The organism is Bradyrhizobium sp. NBAIM18, assembly GCF_020193825.1.
GTDB classification, from domain to species: Bacteria; Pseudomonadota; Alphaproteobacteria; order Rhizobiales; family Xanthobacteraceae; genus Bradyrhizobium; species Bradyrhizobium yuanmingense.
The window spans coordinates 1-17258 of the sequence record NZ_JADYVO010000017.1 but is presented as its reverse complement, the minus strand read 5'-3'; the positions used below and the strand labels follow the sequence as shown (position 1 = coordinate 17258).

Annotated in this window: 22 protein-coding genes; 12 read left to right on the top strand and 10 right to left on the bottom strand. The window is 65.8% G+C overall.

Annotation, left to right across the window (positions count from 1 at the left end):
• Window positions 1-42 precede the first annotated feature (42 nt).
• Complete coding sequence (locus I6F17_RS28125; RefSeq protein WP_036040093.1) at window positions 43-498, top strand: GNAT family N-acetyltransferase; 456 nt, start codon at window positions 43-45, stop codon at window positions 496-498.
• Window positions 499-662: 164 nt separating this feature from the next.
• Here I6F17_RS28125 and I6F17_RS28120 read toward each other — a convergent pair whose 3' ends face one another.
• The 3 genes from I6F17_RS28120 to I6F17_RS28110 all read right to left on the bottom strand — a co-directional run bounded on the left by I6F17_RS28120 (window position 663) and on the right by I6F17_RS28110 (window position 3893).
• Window positions 663-986: an antibiotic biosynthesis monooxygenase gene (locus I6F17_RS28120; RefSeq protein WP_036009456.1), complete on the bottom strand. Its 324-nt coding sequence runs from the start codon at window positions 984-986 to the stop codon at window positions 663-665.
• Window positions 987-1128: 142 nt separating this feature from the next.
• Window positions 1129-2346, bottom strand: coding sequence for a DUF1501 domain-containing protein (locus tag I6F17_RS28115; protein ID WP_225131795.1), 1218 nt, complete (start codon window positions 2344-2346; stop codon window positions 1129-1131).
• A gap of 2 nt (window positions 2347-2348) precedes the next feature.
• Window positions 2349-3893 carry a DUF1800 family protein gene (locus I6F17_RS28110; RefSeq protein WP_225131794.1) on the bottom strand — a complete coding sequence of 515 codons (1545 nt, stop codon included), beginning with the start codon at window positions 3891-3893 and terminating at the stop codon, window positions 2349-2351.
• A gap of 118 nt (window positions 3894-4011) precedes the next feature.
• On the opposite strand from I6F17_RS28110, the gene I6F17_RS28105 reads away from it, so the two are divergent.
• Window positions 4012-4227: a hypothetical protein gene (locus tag I6F17_RS28105; protein WP_225131793.1), complete on the top strand. Its 216-nt coding sequence runs from the start codon at window positions 4012-4014 to the stop codon at window positions 4225-4227.
• A 63-nt stretch (window positions 4228-4290) separates the two neighbouring features.
• Here I6F17_RS28105 and I6F17_RS28100 read toward each other — a convergent pair whose 3' ends face one another.
• The 3 genes from I6F17_RS28100 to I6F17_RS28090 form a co-directional block, all read right to left on the bottom strand.
• Window positions 4291-4989 carry a glutathione S-transferase family protein gene (locus I6F17_RS28100; protein ID WP_225131792.1) on the bottom strand — a complete coding sequence of 233 codons (699 nt, stop codon included), beginning with the start codon at window positions 4987-4989 and terminating at the stop codon, window positions 4291-4293.
• Window positions 4990-5102: 113 nt separating this feature from the next.
• A complete protein-coding gene (locus tag I6F17_RS28095; protein ID WP_225126813.1) occupies window positions 5103-5333 on the bottom strand; it encodes a hypothetical protein in 231 nt (76 codons plus the stop codon).
• Window positions 5330-6109 (bottom strand): sulfite exporter TauE/SafE family protein, encoded by a 780-nt coding sequence (locus tag I6F17_RS28090; protein WP_225131791.1) that lies wholly within the window; start codon window positions 6107-6109, stop codon window positions 5330-5332. Before I6F17_RS28090 ends, I6F17_RS28095 begins: the two co-directional genes overlap by 4 nt.
• A 168-nt stretch (window positions 6110-6277) precedes the next feature.
• On the opposite strand from I6F17_RS28090, the gene I6F17_RS28085 reads away from it, so the two are divergent.
• The 4 genes from I6F17_RS28085 (at window position 6278) to uvrB (ending at window position 10865) form a co-directional block, all read left to right on the top strand.
• Entirely contained in the window at window positions 6278-7192 is a 915-nt protein-coding gene (locus I6F17_RS28085; protein WP_074448039.1) for a LysR substrate-binding domain-containing protein, read from the top strand.
• Between the two features lie 104 nt (window positions 7193-7296).
• A complete protein-coding gene (locus tag I6F17_RS28080; protein WP_057027695.1) occupies window positions 7297-7518 on the top strand; it encodes a hypothetical protein in 222 nt (73 codons plus the stop codon).
• A gap of 53 nt (window positions 7519-7571) precedes the next feature.
• Window positions 7572-7799, top strand: coding sequence for a hypothetical protein (locus I6F17_RS28075; RefSeq protein WP_225131790.1), 228 nt, complete (start codon window positions 7572-7574; stop codon window positions 7797-7799).
• 93 nt (window positions 7800-7892) lie between these two features.
• The gene (gene uvrB / locus I6F17_RS28070; RefSeq protein WP_225131789.1) at window positions 7893-10865 is read left to right on the top strand and encodes an excinuclease ABC subunit UvrB; all 2973 of its coding nucleotides are present in this window, start codon (window positions 7893-7895) and stop codon (window positions 10863-10865) included.
• Window positions 10866-10903: 38 nt separating this feature from the next.
• Here uvrB and I6F17_RS28065 read toward each other — a convergent pair whose 3' ends face one another.
• On the bottom strand, window positions 10904-11290 hold the full coding sequence (locus I6F17_RS28065; protein ID WP_225131788.1) for a hypothetical protein: 387 nt from the start codon (window positions 11288-11290) through the stop codon (window positions 10904-10906).
• Between the two features lie 514 nt (window positions 11291-11804).
• On the opposite strand from I6F17_RS28065, the gene I6F17_RS28060 reads away from it, so the two are divergent.
• From I6F17_RS28060 to I6F17_RS28040, 5 genes are all read left to right on the top strand, one after another.
• Window positions 11805-12245: a nuclear transport factor 2 family protein gene (locus I6F17_RS28060; RefSeq protein WP_225131787.1), complete on the top strand. Its 441-nt coding sequence runs from the start codon at window positions 11805-11807 to the stop codon at window positions 12243-12245.
• 198 nt (window positions 12246-12443) lie between these two features.
• Complete coding sequence (locus I6F17_RS28055) at window positions 12444-12884, top strand: nuclear transport factor 2 family protein (protein WP_036040067.1); 441 nt, start codon at window positions 12444-12446, stop codon at window positions 12882-12884.
• Window positions 12885-13256: 372 nt separating this feature from the next.
• Window positions 13257-14165 (top strand): hypothetical protein, encoded by a 909-nt coding sequence (locus tag I6F17_RS28050; RefSeq protein ID WP_225131786.1) that lies wholly within the window; start codon window positions 13257-13259, stop codon window positions 14163-14165.
• Between the two features lie 217 nt (window positions 14166-14382).
• Window positions 14383-14805 (top strand): hypothetical protein, encoded by a 423-nt coding sequence (locus I6F17_RS28045; protein ID WP_036040066.1) that lies wholly within the window; start codon window positions 14383-14385, stop codon window positions 14803-14805.
• 307 nt (window positions 14806-15112) lie between these two features.
• Window positions 15113-15250: a hypothetical protein gene (locus tag I6F17_RS28040; protein ID WP_018648329.1), complete on the top strand. Its 138-nt coding sequence runs from the start codon at window positions 15113-15115 to the stop codon at window positions 15248-15250.
• A 38-nt stretch (window positions 15251-15288) separates the two neighbouring features.
• On the opposite strand, the gene I6F17_RS28035 is transcribed toward I6F17_RS28040, so the two are convergent.
• The 3 genes from I6F17_RS28035 to I6F17_RS28025 form a co-directional block, all read right to left on the bottom strand.
• Window positions 15289-15435 carry a hypothetical protein gene (locus I6F17_RS28035; protein ID WP_027545961.1) on the bottom strand — a complete coding sequence of 49 codons (147 nt, stop codon included), beginning with the start codon at window positions 15433-15435 and terminating at the stop codon, window positions 15289-15291.
• Window positions 15436-15632: 197 nt separating this feature from the next.
• Complete coding sequence (locus tag I6F17_RS28030) at window positions 15633-16112, bottom strand: MaoC family dehydratase (protein WP_225131785.1); 480 nt, start codon at window positions 16110-16112, stop codon at window positions 15633-15635.
• Complete coding sequence (locus tag I6F17_RS28025; protein WP_036027191.1) at window positions 16112-16564, bottom strand: MaoC family dehydratase; 453 nt, start codon at window positions 16562-16564, stop codon at window positions 16112-16114. The genes I6F17_RS28030 and I6F17_RS28025 overlap by 1 nt, the downstream gene beginning before the upstream one ends.
• Before the next feature lie 178 nt (window positions 16565-16742).
• Here I6F17_RS28025 and I6F17_RS28020 point away from each other — a divergent pair, with 178 nt between their 5' ends.
• A complete protein-coding gene (locus I6F17_RS28020; RefSeq protein WP_028134403.1) occupies window positions 16743-17039 on the top strand; it encodes a DUF4282 domain-containing protein in 297 nt (98 codons plus the stop codon).
• Window positions 17040-17258: the final 219 nt, after the last annotated feature.

The window sequence follows — 17258 nt, the reverse complement described above, 5'->3', positions numbered from 1 at the left end:
GGCATCCCTTCATCGCGCACCTCCGAGATCGCGGAACTTCACATGTCGCTCATCATTCGCGCCGTCACCAGGCAGGATTACGATCAATGGCTGCCGCTGTGGGACGGCTACAACGCCTTTTACGGCCGCTCCGGTCCGACCGCGCTCGCGCCCGAGATCACTGGGATGACGTGGCAGCGCTTCTTTGATGCCTATGAGCCGATGCATGCGCTGGTAGCCGAAAGTGATGGCCGCCTGCTCGGGCTGACGCATTATCTGTTCCATCGCAGCACCACCGCGATCGAGCCGTCCTGCTATCTGCAGGACCTGTTCACCTCCGAGGCCGCGCGCGGCAAGGGCGTCGGCTCGGCGCTGATCCATGGCGTCTACGAGCGGGCGAAGCTGGCGGGATCGCCGCGCGTCTACTGGCAGACGCACGAGACCAATCTCACGGCGCAGCGCCTGTACGACAAGGTCGCGGAGCGATCCGGCTTCATCGTCTATCGCAAGATCTTCTGAGTCGTGCCGGGAGCCTGTGGATAACTCCACCTGTCACCCGCGCGTAACACAGCAAGGCTAGGCTGCCCCTGCGTCTGGTCAGGCCCCCGTCACCGATCATGCGCCCCAAGCGGTCCCCGTCAGTCGCCGCGTCTGACAGGGGCCGCATTTTTTTGCTGGCAGCGCTATTTGGCGCCGCGCCCCACGGTCTGCATCACCTCGAAACCTTCGAACTGGGGGTGGCCGAGATAAAGCGGCTTGTTGTCGCCCGCCTTATGATGCGCCGCGCGAAACGCTTCCGACTTGGTCCAGGCCTCGAACGCCGCATAGTTCGCCCACACGGTGTGCGAGGCGTACAGCGTATGGTCCTCGGCTTCCGGCCCGCGCAGCAGGTGAAACTCGACGAAGCCCGGCACCTTGTCGAGATGGGTGTCGCGCGTGAGCCAGACCTGCTCGAAGGCAGCCTCGGAGCCCTTGGCGACGCGGAAGCGGTTCATGGCGATGTACATGGGGTGGTGTCTCCTGATGCTGCGCCGATATTTCGTCATTCCGGGATGCGCCGCAAGGCGCAGGCCCGGAATCCATTCCACCACGGAACAAGTCGATGAATGGATTCCGGGTTCGCGCTGTCGCGCGCCCCGGAATGACGGCCTACGCGACCAGCCCCTTCATCGGCCTTGCGCTTGCGCTGTCGGGGAACACCGTCTCGGCCAGCGTGCGATCGGACAGGCCGAACTGATCCTGCAGCACGCCTTTGATCACCGAGCGCAGATCCGTGGTCGGCTTGAGGTCACGGCCCTCATACAGGTTCGCGAGCTTGAGGCCGGGCCAGTCCGCGATCACCCGGCCGCCTTGCACCGCGCCGCCGGCGAGCAAGGCGATCGTGCCGGTGCCGTGATCGGTGCCCTCGGTGCCATTGATGCGCGCGGTGCGGCCGAACTCGGTGGCGACGATCACGGCGGTGTCGCGCCAGCGATCCCTTAAGCCGCTTTCGAATTCGGCGAGCGCGCCGTCGAGGCCGCCGAGCAGGAAGGCGAGACGCCCCACAGGGCCGCCTTCATTGGCATGCGTGTCCCAGCCGTCGAAGGCGAGCGCGGCGATGCGCGGGCCATCATCAGCCGCCATCAGCTTTGCGGCGCCGCGCGCGACCTGCCGCATCTGCGCGGCCGCATTGCCGCGCGTCGCTTTCATGTCGTCGCCGCTCGCGACCTTGTCGAGCTGAAGGCCTTGCGACAGTGCCGAGGCCAAAGCGGGATCGCGGTGCCGATAGAGCTCGACGAGGCGCATCGCGGTGTCGTCGTCGGCCTGCGGCAGCGCGACCGGCGCCCAGCCGACGGTCGGCGCGCTGCCGCGCAGCACCAGCGGCGTGGTGGGACCGACCGCAAGCCCGCTGGACACGCGCTCGCCGCGCGGCAGCGCTTCCAGCGCGCGGTTGAGCCAGCCGGACTGCACGCGGCCCGGGCCGGCATAGCCGCTTTCGAGCACGTCCTGGCCGTCGAAATGCGAGCGGTCGCGATAGGGCGTCGCCACCGCGTGGATCACCGCCGCGTGCTTGTTGCGATACATGCGCGCAAACTCCGGCATCGCCGGATGCAACGCAAAGAAGGAATCGAGCATGATCGCGGGATGCGCACCGTCGGCGCTGAGCGCGATCGATCCATGCAGGCCGGCATAATCGGGATCGCCCAGCGGCGCGACGGTCGAGAGCCCGTCGAGCGCCCCGCGCAGGATCACCACGACCAATCGCGGATCGCGCCCGTCAGCCGCGCGGGCAAATTTCGGCAGGTAAGCCCAGGCCGCAAAGGACGCGCCGCCGAGCAGGAGACCGCGACGGGAGGTGAGGAGCCGGTTCTCGACGCAGTCGGTCATCATCATCTCCTCTGCATTTCCGGCGACATCAGCAGCAGCGCCAGCGCCTGCTGCCGCGACTCCGCGCGCTCGATGGTCCGCCGCGTCTCGGCCGAGGCGGCATCGGCGGCGGCGAACTCCAGGAGGTCGAGCGAATCGATGTTGTTGCCGAGCCGCGCACCGATCTGCGCCGCGATGTCGAGCCTGAGCTTGATGCCTTCCGGCGCGGCCCAGGCAGCACTGCTGTCGGGAAAGCCGTTGGGGCCCGGCGGCGACCACAGCGGCTGGCCGAGCAGATTGAGGTTGTTGAGATAGGCGCCGGGATCCTCCGGCACGCGCGCCAGCAGCCGGCCGCTCGCAACGAGGAAATCGTATGGCGAGCGCAGCTTGGTGAGCGGCGCCTTCCATGCTTCATCGGAATCGACGAGCGTGGTCGCCAGTGCCTTGAGATCGCCGTCGGTCCTGACGAAGACGTCGCGCAGGCGCGCAACGAGCGCCGGCGGCGGCTCGTCCGCGACGAAGTGACGGACGAATTTGGTGGCGATGAAACGCGCGGTTGAGGGATGCCGCGCGAGATCGGCGAGCGCAACTTCGCCCTGTGCGAGGCCGGCCTGATCGTAGGTCTTACCGAGCAGCACCTGCGGCCCGGGCTGATGCGCATTGGTGTTGAAGACGAAGGAGCCGGGAACCCCGAGCTGCCCTTGCCTGCCGGCAAAGGTCCAGCCGGTGATGATGCGCGCGAGCGAGGTGACGTCGCCTTGGGTGTAGCCGCCGCCGACGCCGAGCGTATGCAGCTCCATGATCTCGCGCGCGAGGTTTTCGTTCAGCCCACGCTTGCGGTTTTGCCCGGCGCGCGAATCCGGACCGAACGATTGCTGGTTGTCGAGGAAGAACAGCATCGCGGGATGCTGCTCGACCGCCCTCAGCATGTCGGCGAAGCGCCCGAGCACGTGCGGCCTGATCGCCTCGCGCTCGAACGCCGCGGCCCAGATCCGCGCCAGCTCGCCCTTGCTGGCGGAGATGCAGAAATGATTGGACCAGAACGCGACGAGGCGCTCGGTGAAACCGCACTCGACGAGCGTGGCGCGCTGCAGCCGCGCCAACGCCTCGGCGCGAAAGGTTTTCTGGATCACATTGAGCGGCTGCGGCGCGGGCTTGGCACCAGGCGGCGCAGCCACGCTCGGCTGCATGGTCTCCGGCTTCGGCGCGTCGCCTGTGGGCTTGGCATCGGCCATTTGGCCCGTGATCTCTGCCGCGGCATTCAGCGAGAGATTGCGGCGCAAGGGCGAGTTCTGATCGGCAGGCGGCGTCTCGGCGGGCGCAGCAGCCTTCGCCGCCTCACGCGCCTGCTTGACCTGGTCCTGATAGGCAAACACGGCCTGCCCGAGCTGCGGCGTCGATTGCAGGCCCGGCGCTTCCAGCAGCACGCCATTGGGACGCGAAAGCTCCGCCTTCACGAAGCCGCGCGGGTCGGAGCTTGCGTTGACGAGATCGCCCGATGCACCGCCGCGGGCGCCGAAGCCGAAGCGGTTGAGCGCGACGAGGGCGGCTTGCGAATCGCGGGCCATCGATGATCTGTCCTTCGCGCGTTGCGAGGTGCTTTCCTTTCGACGCGGGCGGCGCGTAATATAGCGCAGCGGCAGATGAACCCGACATGAAAATGACGGCGAAGCTTCGACGTAAAACATGACAAATCCGAAAGAAATCCCGTCAGCGCCGGCACTTGCGCGCCGTCTCACCTGTTCCCGTTGCGGCAGCGAATTCGGCTGCGATCTTTCGGGCAATTGCTGGTGCGCGGAGGAGACGGCAAAACTGCCGATGCCGCTCGAGGGCGAGGACTGCCTGTGCCGGGAGTGCTTGCGGAAAGCGGCGGCGCGTAGCCCGGATGGAGCGCAAGCGTAATCTGGGATTCGTTCTGCGGGCGCTGCCCCGGATTTCGCTGGCGCTCCATCCGGGCTACGCAGCCTAAACAGGATGTCCCGGCGACTTCCGCGCCATGCCGTCGAACGCATCCAGCAGCCTCTCGCGCCAGGCATAGACTGGATCATCCGCTTCGAGCAGCTTGAACGGGCTGACCACGCGCGCCCATTGGAATCCGCCGAACACGATGTAGTCGGCGTAGTTCGGTGCCTGCCCGCCGAGAAAAGGCTGCGTCTTGAACGTCTGCCGCATGATCTCGAGCGATTTGCGGAACGCGACGACGCCGGCATCGCGGCCCGCCATGATCTCCTCGAGCGTCTTCCCGCCGAAGCGCGCCTCGCGCGACTTGCGGAAATAGGCGGCATCGACCTCATTCAGATTGTTCGGGATATCGGCGATGATGAGCGGAAAGATGCCGCCGACGATGGCGATGTCGCCCCACGCATTGATCATGCGCGCCATGGCGCGGCCGCCCTCGCCGCCGAACAGCGACGGGCGATCCGGAAAATGGTCCTCGAGATAGTTCGCGATGGTCCAGGAATCCACCACCGCCCTCTCGTGATGCAGCAGCACCGGGACCTTCTCCGAGCCGTGCGGCGCGATCGCGCTCTTCTCGGTGAAGCGCCAGGGCAGCGATTCCGCCGCAAGGCCCTTGTGCGCGAGCGCCATCCGGGTGCGCCAGCAATACGGGCTGAAGGGGCGCGCGGGATCGGTGCCGACGAGTTCGTAGAGTTTGAGCGACATGGGCCAGTGCTCCGTCCTTGCGAGCGCAGCGAAGCAATCCAGGCTGCTTCCGCGACAGACATTCTGGATTGCTTCGCTGGCGCTCGCAATGACGATGTGGAGAGAGGTGCGCGTCACCGCCCGTTGGCCCGCAACAGCCTCTCGCCGCCTTCCGTTACCGCGATCACCAGCCCGAGACCTGCAATCGTCTCGCGCGCGACGTAGCCGCGCTCGGCGGCGTCTTCCCAGATGGTGAGGCGCGGGCACGAGGTCTTCCAGGTCGCGATCACCTCGGCATAGGCGCGCGGCTCGCGCGCCACCCATTCGACGAAGTCCAGCACCAGCGGATCGGCGTTACAGCTCATTGCAAACCTCCCTGGTCGAAGGCGGCCAGAACCGGCGCACGCAGCAACAGCCAGCCGCCGTGGACGATGTAGTAGCAGGCGATGGCGGTGATCAGCTTGTTGGACCAGGCGATGAACTGCTGGTCGGTCATGGCTTCGAGGATGCGCCGCGCCAGCGTGGTGCCGAGCATCGAGGCTGCGATCGCGACGGCAGCGAGCACGGGATCGAGGCCCGCGGCCTGGTCGATGATGCCGCCAAAATAAATCAGCTTGGTGAAGTGGCTGACGACCTGGCACATCGCCTTGGTCGCAACCTTCTCGCGCCGGCCGAAATCGCCGCCGAGGAAAAAGGTGTCGAGCAGCGGGCCGGAAACGCCCGTCATCAGCATCAGGCCCATGCAGATCGTGCCGTAGACCGTGCCCTGCCAGAGGCTATCAGGGTCCGGCTTGATGTTCGCCGGCAAAAGCCGCGCCATGAACGGGGTGATGCCGAGCAGCAGCAGCGCGACCGGCTTGTCCGGCACGTAGCGGGTCAGCGACCACGCCGCGAGCGCGAGGGCCGCGCCGACCATGTAGTTCGCAACCGGCCGCCAGCGGATATGCGCCCGCCACAGGAACGCGCGCCAGCCGTTCGAAGCCATCTGCGTGACCGCATGCAGCACCATCGCGGTCGGCAGCGGCATCAGTGCCAGCAGCACGCCGATCAGGATCAGCCCGCCCGCCATGCCGAACAGCCCCGACAGGAACGCCGTGGCCACCATCAGCAATCCGAGGGCAGCGACCATGATGGGCGTCACGAAAGGAATCTCCTGGGGGCGAGCGAGGGACCGCAGGCGGGGATAGTCGAAGGCACCGCGCCTCCTTCAACAAATCAGCACGAATACCTGATGTTTGTGCCTCGCTTGCGCCTCTTCCGCAAACTGAGATATCTTGCCCTGGCATCAGCTTTCCTGAGGGTGAGTCATTTGCGGCGGCTGCTGTTTCTCAACGGCATCAAGGCGTTCGAGGCGGCGGCGCGGACCGGCAGCTTTGCTGCAGCCGGGCTGGAGCTGAGCGTATCGGCGGCCGCCGTCAGCCGCATGGTGCACCTGCTCGAAGAGCGGCTCGGCGTTGCCTTGTTCGAGCGCAAGGCCAACAGGCTCGTGCTGACGCAGGCGGGCCGCGCCTATCAAAGCGGGCTGACCCCGATCTTCGATGCGCTGGCGAGCCTCACGGCGCAGGTGACGGCGCCGGCGAGCGTGCGCGTGCTCACCATCGGCGTCGGCCACACCTTTGCGATGCGCTGGCTGATCCCGCGCCTGTCGGAGTTTCGCAGCGAGGAGCCCGACATCGAGGTGCGCTTCACCACCGGCGGCGCCGCGGTGCCGTTCGGCGAGGACTGGAACTGCGGCATCAAGCTCGGCACCGGCGACTGGCCCGGCCTCGTCGCCGAGCCGCTGTTCGCCGGCGACCTCACCCCGGTCTGCGTGCCGCGCCTTGCCGGTGGATTGAAGCGCCCGGCCGACCTGAAGGGACCGAGCCTGATCCGCGTCGCACACTCACCCGAGGACTGGCCGATCTGGCTGAAGGCGGCGGGCACGGCGAGGATCAACGCGCGCGGGCCCGAATTCCAGTTCTACGGCCAGGCGCTGCAGGCCGCGGCCGACGGGCTCGGCATCGCGATGGGCATCCGCCCCTATATCGACGACGATCTTGCGGCCGGCCGGCTGGTGGCGCCGTTCGACCTGTCAGTGCCCAAGGGCATGCGCTGGTACCTCCTCTATCGCAGCTTCCAGACCGAGCAGCGCGACTTTGCCGCTTTCCGCCGCTGGATCATGCGGGCGGCATCGGAACCCGCCGCCCGCCCGCGCCGGATCGGCCGCGCCGCAGCGCGGAACTGAAGCCCGGCGGGCAAAAAAGCCGCCTGCTTGTGAACGGCTTCACATCCCACAATCCGCAGACGTGGTCTCGTGACCCTCCGAAAAGAAACGTGGGACCTACACTCATGACGACCCTCTACGACGGCTTTGACATCGAATCCTTCGAAGCTGGCAAGGGGCTGTGGCACGCGCGGATCCGCCGTGCCGATCTCAGCCCGGTGGCCATCGACGGCGTGCTGTTTCCGGCCATGGAAGTCGGCTTCGCCTGGCCCGATCGCGATGCCGCGATTGCCGATGCCAAGCACCACATCGACCGTTTCCGGCGGCGGGCCGGCGACGACGAATAGGCGGTCCGCAGCCCGACCAGAGACAGGGCGGCGAAAAAAGGGGGGAACCGGTCATGTCCATCATCGAAACCGATGCAGTGCAGCCGCGGATCTACGCCCGCGCAGTGCTGTCCAACTGCCCGGAATGCGACGGCGCTCTCTCGGTGCTCCGCGTGATCGGCGGCCGTGCCGGATGCGAGTACTGGGCCATGCGCTGCACCGACTGCGGCGGCATTCATCTCGACATCCTCGAGCCGAATGTCGCGGCCGGAGACGACGAGGGACCGCTGCCGGCGGCGTGAACCGCAGGGCTGCTGCCAACCTGCTGTCAGCAGCCTGCATGGCTCGGGGCATTCACCCTTTATTGCGGGGCGGACTCGTCCCATATTCGCCTCATGGCGAAGAAACCTGCATCCTCCGAAAAATCCGGCAAATCCCCCAAGACCAAGGCTCCGAACTCGAAGGCGCATCGCCCCGACGTGCAGCCGATCGGGCCGGCGCTGGCCGAACTGCTCAATCCCGCGATCAATCGCGGCGATGCGGGCTTGGGATCGGGCACCGGCCTGCAGCCGCCGCCGGATAATTCGCGCGACCGCCGCGCCGGGGGCGAGGCCGCCGCGCATCGCGCACGGGCTTCGACGCCGAAGGAGTTTCCGCAAGATGCGGCGCGGCCGATGCCGCTGCGGCTCAATCCGCAGCCGCCGGGCGCCCGTCAGTCCGGCGAGCTTGCCGGGCTGGAGGAGGCGCCGCAGGCCAATTACGGAACTGCGGCCACCATCCCGACGCTCGATCCGGAACTGGCGCGGCAGCTCGGCCTGCCCACCGAGGAGGACGATGCCGAAGCGCTGGCGCGTCCACCGCGGTCCAAGATGGAGGCGCTGGGCGTCAAGGCCACTGCCGACGCGCTGGAATCGCTGATCCGCGAGGGCCGGCCGGAGTTCCGCAAGGGCGACGGCTCCATGAAGGTGTGGACGCCGCACCGGCCGCCGCGCCCGGAGAAGTCCGAAGGCGGTGTCCGCTTCGAGATCAAGTCGTCTTACGAGCCCAAGGGCGACCAGCCGACCGCAATCGCCGAGCTGGTCGAGGGCATCAACCGCAACGACCGCTCGCAGGTGCTGCTCGGCGTCACCGGCTCCGGCAAGACCTACACCATGGCCAAGGTGATCGAGGCGACGCAACGTCCGGCCCTGATCCTGGCGCCGAACAAGACGCTGGCCGCCCAGCTCTATGGCGAGTTCAAGAACTTCTTCCCCGACAACGCAGTCGAGTATTTCGTCAGCTATTACGACTACTACCAGCCGGAAGCGTATGTGCCCCGCACGGACACGTACATCGAAAAGGATTCCTCGATCAACGAGCAGATCGACCGCATGCGCCACTCGGCGACGCGCGCGCTGCTCGAACGCGACGACGTCATCATCGTCGCCTCGGTGTCCTGCATCTACGGTATCGGCTCGGTCGAGACCTACACCGCGATGACCTTCGCGCTGAAGAAGGGCGAGCGCATCGACCAGCGCCAGCTCATCGCCGATCTCGTCGCGCTGCAGTACAAGCGCACCCAGGCCGATTTCACCCGCGGCACGTTTCGCGTGCGCGGCGACGTCATCGACATCTTCCCGGCGCACTATGAAGACCGCGCCTGGCGCGTGAACCTGTTCGGCGACACCATCGAGACCATCGAGGAGTTCGATCCGCTCACCGGCCACAAGCAGGACGAGCTCGAATTCATCAAGATGTACGCCAACTCGCACTATGTGACGCCGCGGCCGACGCTGGTGCAGGCGATCAAGTCGATCAAGTTCGAATTGAAGCAGCGGCTCGACCAGCTCAACAACCAGGGCCGCCTGCTGGAGGCGCAGCGGCTGGAGCAGCGCACCACCTTCGACCTCGAGATGATGGAGGCGACGGGCAGCTGCGCCGGCATCGAGAACTATTCGCGCTACCTCACCGGGCGTCGCCCCGGCGAGCCGCCGCCGACGCTGTTCGAATACGTCCCCGACAACGCGCTGATCTTCGCCGACGAGAGCCACGTCACCATCCCGCAGATCGGCGCCATGTTCCGCGGCGACTTCCGCCGCAAGGCGACGCTGGCCGAATACGGCTTCCGCCTGCCGTCCTGCATGGACAACCGCCCGCTCCGCTTCGAGGAATGGGACATGATGCGGCCGCAGACCGTCGCGGTTTCGGCGACGCCGGGCAGCTGGGAGCTGAACGAGAGCGGGGGCGTGTTCGTCGAGCAGGTCATTCGCCCCACCGGGCTGATTGATCCTCCCGTCGACATTCGCCCTGCGCGCACGCAGGTCGATGATCTCGTCGGCGAGGTGCGCGCCACCGCGCAAGCGGGCTATCGCTCGCTGATCACCGTGCTCACAAAACGCATGGCCGAGGACCTCACCGAATATCTGCACGAGCAGGGCATCCGCGTCCGCTACATGCACAGCGACATCGACACCATCGAGCGCATCGAGATCATCCGCGATTTGCGTCTCGGTGCGTTCGACGCGCTGGTCGGCATCAACCTCTTGCGCGAAGGCCTCGACATTCCCGAATGCGCGCTGGTCGCCATTCTCGATGCCGACAAGGAAGGTTTTCTGCGCAGCGAGACATCGCTGATCCAGACCATCGGCCGCGCCGCGCGCAACGTCGACGGCAAGGTGATCCTCTATGCCGACCAGATGACCGGGTCGATGGAGCGCGCCATCGCCGAGACCAACCGCCGCCGCGAGAAGCAGGTCGAGTACAACAACGCCAACGGCATCACGCCCGAGAGCGTCAAGAAGCAGATCGGCGACATCCTCAACTCGGTCTACGAGCGCGACCACGTGCTGGTCGAGGTCGGCGGTCACGACATGACCGACGACGTCATCTCGATCGGCCACAATTTCGAGGCCGTGCTCGCCGATCTCGAAACAAGGATGCGCGAGGCCGCCGCCGATCTGAACTTCGAGGAAGCCGCCCGCCTGCGCGACGAGGTCAAGCGCCTGCGCGCCACCGAGCTCGCCGTGGTCGACGACCCCACTGCGAAACAGCGCACCGTCGCCGGCAAGGCCGGCGCCTATGCCGGCACGAAGAAATACGGCGACGCCGCAAACCTGCCCGTCAGCGCCATGAAGAACAAGAGCGCCGCAACCGCGCTCAAGGCCGGCGGGCCTAAGGGCTCCCGCGTGCACAAGCCGCATCTCGACGAGATGCACGGCCCGGAATCGCTGCCCTATCGCGAGAGCCGCGCGTTGCCGTCAAAGCCGTTCGGCAGCACCAGCCGCATCATCCAGCCGACGGATTCAAGGCAGTCGGGGCCGGAGTTCGGGCCGGCGCCGAAGTCGACCGGTGGGGCGCCGGGACGAAGGGGTGGGTGGAAGAAGAGGTAGACGCGTAGGTTTATCGGTGACGTTCGTGGTTACCCCCCTCACCCCACGCTCGCCGTCACCACGGCCATTACCGACAGCAGCAGCACGATCGTCACCAGTTGCAGCGAGGCGACGGGCTGGGTGCGCCAGGCGGTGATCTTGTCGGAGAGCGACAGATGGGCCTCGAAGAATTTCGGCTCGTAGACGGTCTTGAACAGGTGCGGGAAGCTCGGGCCGAGGATCACGGCCAGCGTCGCGTGGGCGAGCGAGGCGAAGGCGACGAAGATGGCGACGCCGGGGTCGCCGACGAGGTCGTGGTCGCCGCAGAGCTTGAGCAGGAAGGCCGCAGTGGCGAAGGTGGGGAAGCTCTGCAGGGTCGCGGTCAGCGCGAGCCCTTCGAGCGCGTTATGCAGGCGGGACTTTCTGGCATTGGCGATGGCGGCCATGGCACGTCTCCCTGATGACATGCCGATGACGGTAGTCGCGGCTCCGGTGCGGTGATGTGAGATGGGTCACGCGGGAGCGGCGGCTTCGCCTCGCTCCCGGTTGCGGCAGGGCTACCGCATATGAGATGTGGGCTATGGGCGCCGACACTCTCCACGTCGTCATGGCCGGGCTTGTCCCGGCCATCCACGCCTTTCTACGCCGCACAAAGAACGTGGATGCCCGGGAGAAGCCCGGGCATGACGGCCTCTGGCTAATTCTAAATGAGATTTCCGTGCGCCTGCGTCGTGGTGACCGTTGCGCAGGACGCCATGCGCGTTGCGCGCGAGGCAACATTATGCGGCGCGAATTCGTGCAGCCACCGCTCGACTCAATCAGTAATTGCATGCCATGAACCGGGCATTGCACTCGTGCGTCGAAACCGCTGCAACGTCCCCGAGATTTTGCAATTGTCGATCGGCGAGGCCACGCGTTAGCGTTGGTGAACGCAACGGTGCGGAACGAGGACCGGCGGGAATGACGGTGGAACAGCTGAATCGCCAACGCGTCGTGCACCTGCTCGATGCCTTCGCACGCGGCGATATCGAGACGGCGCTGGCCTGCTGCACCGATGACGTCTATTTCCTCACCCACGCGCCGATCGACGTGCTGCCGCATATGGTGCCGCGCCACGGCAAGCAGGAGCTGCGCGAGCTGTGGCAGACGGTCTGGTCGCGCTATTCGGAGGTTCGTTACAAGACGCCGCACATCGTCGCCGAGGGCGAGGCCGTCGCGACCTACATGCACGCTTTTTTCAAGAAGCGCAGCAACGACCGCATCGTGCAGTTCGACATGGCGGTGTTCTACACGTTCCGCGGCGGACTGGTGGCGGAGATGCGCGAGATCATCGATTCCTACGACCTGGTGCAGCAGGTGCTGGAACGGGAGATCGGGCCGCTGATCGCCGGGGTGGACTGAGCGCCGGGCCCCGGACAATTACGGGGTTCTATTGTAAATCTCACAAAGAGCGATCAAGTGTGCATTGCGAAAACGTGAATTGCGTTTTGGCCGAAATCTGCTAATTTGTTCGTATACAAATGAGTTGGCCCCGGCGCCCGAGTGCGCATGGGGTTGTTTGCCGTTTTTTCCGTAAAGCCAGCTTCAGGACTGCCCCAAATGACAGAGCACAGCCTCTGGCGTTTCTCGCGTGCGTTGCACCGCGCGATCAACGACCGGCATTTCGAGGACATCGACTCCTTGATCGACGAGGACGTCGAGTGGGCGCTCTACGGCCCGATCGACATGTTTCCGTTCCTCGGCGCGCGCCAGGGCAAGGATGCCGTGCTCGACGTCATCCGCCAGCTCGCCGACAATTTCCAGGTCCGCCGCTTCGACCGCGAGAGCATCATGCTGGGCGTCGATTCCGCCGCCTCGATGGTGCGCTATTCGCTGACGGCGCTGGATTCCAACAAGCCGATCAGCCTGCGCGTGGCGCAGTTCGCCCAGTTCAAGGCCGGCAAGCTGATCAGCATGCGGGTGCTGATCGACACCTTCGACCTGGTCGAGCAGGCACTCGGCCGCGCCATTCATCTGCCGAAGATGACCAGCGTCGGCTAACGCATGATCCGGCCCCGAAGGGCCGCGTTAGCGCAAAGTGCGAAGCGGTTTTCCGAGAAGATCATGCGCAAACAACAACCTGAAGCGCGATGATGATCATCGCGCTTCAGGGGGGACGCCAACGGGCCCCGCTGTTCGGGACCGATGACGAGGCGATCGCGACGTCCTGGCCTCCAGCCCCGCCGGATGCCGTCGCATCACGAACCTGTCATCGGGCGCGCGCCTTTCGCGCGGCCCGTTGGTTCGCCTCCCCTTGCGAACCGCCACAATTCCGCAACGATAAACCGGCACTTTCAGCGCCGGAATGGCGCATGGTCATTGCGACCGCTATAGTGGGGCGGACAGCATGCGCTGGGGTTCGTGGGCAGGACGATGGAATTCTCGACAGGGTTTGGCTGGACCAGGCTGCCGTTGCTGGCGGCCGTATTCATCTTGGGCTCGGTGCTGACGTTACAGGCACAGATCATTCCGCCCTTCTCCTCACCCGCATCCGACGACGAGGCCGAGGCGGCCGAAGCCCCCGACGTCAACGACCCTGATATCATGAAGGGCATCGACGTCGACAAGCTCGACTGGAGCCAGATCGCGGTCGATGCCGGGACCGGCATCGACCCGATGGCCGCCAAGAAGCGCGCGCAGGCCGCCGCCAGGGAAGGCCTCGACTGGTCGTCGAATCCCAATGCCAACGGCTCCTCGGCGGTGACCGTGAAGCAATCGGTGTCCTCGTTCTGGGATACCCGAGTCGGCGCCGACATGACGCTGGCGAGCGAGCCCAGGACGATGTCCGAGCTGCTGGCGCAGAAGGCCACCAACGGCGGCAACCTGCCGCAATCCTCGGGCAGCGCCTGGGCGACGGCAACCGCGCCGGGCGCGGGCGCGATCTGGGACAAGACCGCGGTGGAAGCCAGGGTCGATCCCGGCGCCGAGCACAGCAAGATCGGGGCGTCGCTGACCAAATCGGTGCCGCTGTCAGGCGACACCTCGCTGACGCTGCAGAACGGCTACAGCGTCAACCAGCAGGGCACCAGTGCGGTCCCTGGCATCGGCGGCTATGTCACGCGCAATTACGAGACCGACCAGAGCGCCAAGGTCACCGTGACCGACACCGGCACCAGCATCGTTGCCGGCCAGACGCTGTCGACCACCGACGACAAATGGCTGCGCAAGCTCGGCGCCGAGCAGAAGCTGTTCGACAACGTCACCGTATCAGGCTCGGTCGGTGAAACCTCGCAAGGCACGCTGAACAAGAGCGTGACGGCGGGCTTCAAGAAGAGCTGGTGAGGCCGGCGCCTCTCCCCGCCTGCGGGGAGAAGGCCATCACCGCGGCAGCATTCACCCTTCCCTAACCATACGCCACGGCAAAACCCCCGAATGGTCCGGCCTTGCCGCATCTTGGCCCATTTGCGGTCAAAATCGGACGCCCTGATGCAGCCTGCCTCACAGACGTCGTCGTGCGGGGGACACTCGCGCTGCGCTCAACGCGAACAGGGGAATAACGATGAACGCCATGCGTCCCGAAAAGATCGAAGCCACCGAGACCGAGACGGTCGACACCAACCTCGCCGCCGTGACCGAGGTCGAAGCCGGCATCCGCGACTTCGTCCGCAACGACATCGCCTATCTGCGCCGTCCGGCCGCGACCACCGCCGACGCGCCGCCGCTCGACCCGAGCGCGGAAGCCACCGTCAACAACGTCAACTCGCTGATCCAGCGCGTCGCCGGCACCTCGCTCGCCGAGATCGAGAATTTGATCTCCGAGCTTGAGAGCCTGCGCGACCTGCTCCACGCCGAAGGCCAGCGCGTCCAGCGCGAGATCTCCGGCTACGCCCAGCTCAGCCAGGCCGCGATGAAGTCGACCCGCATGATCGCCGACAACGTCGCGCAGTGGAAGCGCGCCGCCGACGGCCTGCGCAACAGCTGATCGCCGGCACCGCATCATTGCCGCCGCGTTCCGGAAGGAACGCGGCGGTTTTGATTTGCGGGGTGTGAGGGATGCACACTCTCCTCAACGAAGATGTCATCGCCCGGCTTGACCGGGCGATCCAGTATTCCACCAGCGCCTGTGATTGAGCCGATAGGCCGCGGCGTACTGGATGCCCCGGACAAGCCGGGGCATGACAGCGGAGAATGTGGCGCGGCCAACGGCCACCATTGAACCCTCCGGGCCCACCCCGGCGACAAACGCCAAGCGCCCGTGCCGCCGCGGCCGGGCTCAGGGGACATTTCAGATGGAAAGCATTCGGCCCGACACCACGGACCCGATCCCGTTGCGGCCCGCGCCGAATCAATTCGGCACGATCATGCTGCGCTTTGTCGGGCTGCTGGCGGTTGCGATCGCCGTCCTGGCGTTCGTCTATAGCCGCTGAGCGGCGGCCGGTTGCCGGCCGCGATCGTTAACGAATTCTTACCGGGCCGCTTCCACGGTCGAGGCTTCCAGCGTGTAGGCGCCATCGGCGTAGCCCTTCACCACCATGCCCGCGACCAGCATCACGGCCAGCGTCGCAGTCGCGAAGATGAATCCAACAAATTTGAGTGCGCCGCGATCAGCCATGGTCCTCGTCCCCTGTCGTCTGCCTATTCGTTTCAAATAGACAGCGACAGGTTCATAATTAGTTAGCAACTGACTGGTTCCGCGAAACTGCTTCGCCGTAACCATGTTGCGCAGGCTTATGGCAGCCACCCGGAATCGCGTCCATAGCGCGCGGGCAACACTCGCGCATTCATTTGCCCGTTCATCTTGGAACGGATCTAACCGCCCTTGCGCAGCGGCACGAAGGCGGACGCGGTGATGGAATAGACCTCCTCGCCGCGCTGGTTGGTGCCGGTGGTGCGGGCCGTCAAAATGCCCCAGCCGGGACGGGAGGCGGAGGTCCGCTTGTCGACGACTTCATTGACGTAAGCGACGGTATCGCCGGCGAGCACCGGCCTGATCCAGCGCAAATCGCGAAAACCCGGCGACGGGCCCCATACTGCGATCTCTTCGCCGCGCGAGGCGGCCTCGCGCGCCAGACGCTGGCCGTCGGCGACAAGCAGGCTCATGCAGGCCGAGCCGACATGCCAGCCCGACGCGGCGAGCCCGCCGAACAGCGAGTTCTTGCCCTCCTCCTCGTTGAGGTGAAAGCGCTGCGGATCGAACTTGGCGGCGAAGGTCTTGATGGATTCGGCCGTAAACGTGTACGCGCCGATCTCGCGGCGCTGACCGATCGCAATGTCTTCGAAGAACCGCATCAGGCCGCTCCCTCGCGCCGCTTGATCAGGATCGGCGAGGTCATCTCGGCGAGCGCCTGCCCCGCCGCATTGCGCGCGGTGCATTTGAACTTGACGATGCCGAGCTCAGGTCGGCTCTTCGAGGCGCGCGCCTCCAACACATCGACGTCGAGCGTGAGATCGTCGCCGGGCCGCAGCGGCGACAGCCAACGCACCTCGTCGACGCCGGGAGATCCCAGCGACGCGGCGCGCGTGATGAAGCCGTCGGCCATCATCCGCATCATCAGCGAGCACAGGTGCCAGCCCGAGCCGGACAGGCCGCGCAGCATGCTCTCAGCTGCTGCCGCCTCGTCCAGATGCATCGGCTGCGGATCGAACTCGGCGGCAAAGGCCAATATCTCGTCGCGGGTGACGTGGCGCGGGCCGAACGTTCCGAACCGGCCGGGCGGGAAATCTTCGAAGGTCAGGGTCATCTTTCGAAAGCTTTGCGGGAATGACAGATTGTGGCCGCACTTTGCAGCAATCTCAACCCGCCGGCCCGCATGGCTCGTGCTACATACTCGGGATCGGCGTTGATTTGAGTCGGATCGATCGACGGCGATGCCCGATTTGAAGTCCCGATTTGCCTTGCGATTGCCTTTGGGGAGAGCAATGTTCTCATTCAGCGACCTGTTCCAATGGGACCGCTTCATCACGCCGACGATCATCAAGACCTTCTACTGGCTGGTGATCGCGCTGATCTGCCTGTTCGGGCTCTCCGGCATCTTCTCAGGGTTGGCCGCGATGGCGATCAGCCCGTTCGGCGGCTTCCTGGTGCTGCTGTCGTCGATCGCCAGCGTCGTGGTCGGCATCGTGTTCTCGCGCATCGTCGCCGAGCTGATCCTGATCGTCTTCCGCATCAACGAGCATCTCGGCGCGATCCGGGACCAGGGATCAGGGATGCGGTAGCGGCACGCGCGGGGTGCCGTAGGGTGGGCAAAGGCGCAAAAGCGCCGTGCCCACGATCATTCTGCGATATGAGGAAGGTGGTGGGCACGCTTCGCTTTGCCCACCCTTGTATTAGCGCGCCGGGTTAGGATGGCCATGTTCCATGAGGAATGGCCCAGCCCGGGTGGCCACCCGAACTGGGCCGCCGATCGATCGGATCGATGCCCACCGAAGCCTTGA